Source organism: Amycolatopsis sp. NPDC043887 (assembly GCF_056435665.1).
In genome coordinates this window covers 1-1,874 of sequence record NZ_JBWKEB010000043.1, presented here as the reverse complement: position 1 = coordinate 1,874, position 1,874 = coordinate 1, and the positions used below count along the sequence as shown (strand labels likewise).

The window sequence follows — 1,874 nt, the reverse complement described above, 5'->3', positions numbered from 1 at the left end:
CCTGCAGTTCGAGCTGGCCGCCCGGCTGCGGGACGAGGTCGCGGACCTCAAGAAGGAGCTCCGGGGCATGGACGCGGCCGGCATCAAATAGCCGCGTTTCGTCCTCTGGATGCGATCCTTGCGCCTGCAAGTACCGCATTCAGAGGACGAAACGCGAGGGCTGCTGGGGTGAGCGATGACGGTCGACGAGGTGATCGAGTACTGCCTGGCCGTCGGACAAGAACCACGCGGCGGCGATAACATGAACCCCCTGGCCACTCCCGCGACCAGGGGGTTCCCGTTGCGACGTGCCCCGGCGGGCCTTGATGTCAGCGGAAGCCGCGACACCGCTGCGGTGTCGCGGCTTCTCGGCGCTACCAGAAGCGTCCATTGCGGACAGCGAGCCTCATGAATCCGCGAGCGCAGGTCACCTGCAGCGAATACGGACGCTCTCGCTCTCCTTGCGGTCGCGGTAGTTATCCCTGCCATCGCGTGCGAAGTGCTCGGATACTGTCCGATAGCGGCCCCGCTCGCACTGAGCTTCGGCATCGGCGCGCACCCACCTGGCGTCCTCCCTCCTTCCCTGATCCTCCTCGACGTTCTCCCACTCGCCGTCATCATATTTCTGCAGCCACGTTCGTACCTCGATCACCCTTACCTCGTCGCGGCAGCGGGTTACGGCGCGGGCACGCACGATGTCGCCGTCTTGCGACGGGCGCTCGACCCGGCCCTCGCACTCCAATCGCGGCAGTGCCTCAGCCGTCCCAGTGACCGCCTCGGCGGCGGACGCGCCCCCCGCGAGAAGTCCGGAAATAAAGAGTGTCACACTCGCCGCGGCCAGCGAGCGCCGAAAAATTGAATTCGACAAAACAATTCTCCTCACATATCAAGGAAAGAAAAGGCCGATGTAGCTCATTGTCAGGTCGAAAATCAGGTGAGGACAAGTAGCCACTTCCTGGCCCTGGAACCGGCGGCAAGACAGGCGGACAAGCCTCGCCCGTCACAGCTCTGGCCGCGCACTGGCGCCCCGCTCCGCCGTACGGTCGATGCGCTGCTCCGGCCTCCTGGCGCAGAGTAAGCCTTGTCCCTCATGGTGACGGGGACTGACAAATGCAACCTATCCGAGGCGTGGGTCTCATGACTGCGACGACTACTGCTTGCGCTATGCCGGACCACCACGCAGCTATGCGGCTGTTGTTTCGCAAGGCGTGTCTCAATGCGGTTGAGGATGATCGCCAGTGCCTGGATCCGCTCGTCGGTGATCGGTGGCCAGTCGGCGACGATGACGGCCACGGCTGGCACCGGAACGGGATGGTCGCACCAGGGTTCCGGCGGAGGCGGGTAGCTCCCCGGCCACGATCGTCTCCGCCGGGCGCCACGCGTTGCGGGAGGCGCGTTGACGGTACGGCTGTTCTTCGGGCGCCCGCGTCCCGGCACGGTGGGCGAGTCCCGCCGCGTGGTGCACGTGTTCGCGGTGCCGGACACCGACACCGTCCGGAGTCATGTGGACAGGCGAAGGTATTGGCGGCTGGAACGCCTATAGCGGGCTGCCGAAAGTCACGGCCGATGGCGGCGCGTTCCCGGGCACCCAGGTCCCAGCCGATGGAATACCGCACCGTCCACGGTGATCAGCAGGTCACGGCGATAGCGGGCCGGGATCTGGGCGATGGCCTCATCCAGGACCTCGATGTGATCGGCCACCGTGTTGGAACCCGCGCTTCCCTCGCGCGGCAACAACGCCGGCGACTTGAGGTTCACCCCGTGTAGTGGACACCGAGTTAGCAGGACCGGTCGTCCTGTTGAAAGGATGTCCTCATGCCTCCTCGTAAGCGCCGTTCGTACACGGCCGAGTACAAGGTCGAGGCTGCTCACCGTGTGATCGATTCCGGCCGGAC

4 protein-coding genes are annotated in these 1,874 nt (G+C 65.3%); 2 read left to right on the top strand and 2 right to left on the bottom strand.

Features of this window, described 5'->3' with window-relative positions:
* Window positions 1-91, top strand: a 91-nt coding sequence (locus AC069H_RS42740) for a UvrB/UvrC motif-containing protein (RefSeq protein ID WP_478236178.1), incomplete at its 5' end; no start/stop codon positions are given.
* Window positions 92-406: 315 nt separating this feature from the next.
* On the opposite strand, the gene AC069H_RS42735 is transcribed toward AC069H_RS42740, so the two are convergent.
* Window positions 407-862, bottom strand: a complete 456-nt coding sequence (locus AC069H_RS42735) for a hypothetical protein (RefSeq protein ID WP_478236177.1) — start codon at window positions 860-862, stop codon at window positions 407-409.
* 513 nt (window positions 863-1,375) lie between these two features.
* Between AC069H_RS42735 and AC069H_RS42730 the strand changes: the two genes are divergently transcribed.
* On the top strand, window positions 1,376-1,522 hold the full coding sequence (locus AC069H_RS42730) for a hypothetical protein (protein ID WP_478236176.1): 147 nt from the start codon (window positions 1,376-1,378) through the stop codon (window positions 1,520-1,522).
* Window positions 1,523-1,536: 14 nt separating this feature from the next.
* Here the strand turns inward: AC069H_RS42730 and AC069H_RS42725 are convergent, their stop codons facing one another.
* Complete coding sequence (locus AC069H_RS42725) at window positions 1,537-1,737, bottom strand: hypothetical protein (protein ID WP_478236175.1); 201 nt, start codon at window positions 1,735-1,737, stop codon at window positions 1,537-1,539.
* Window positions 1,738-1,874: the final 137 nt, after the last annotated feature.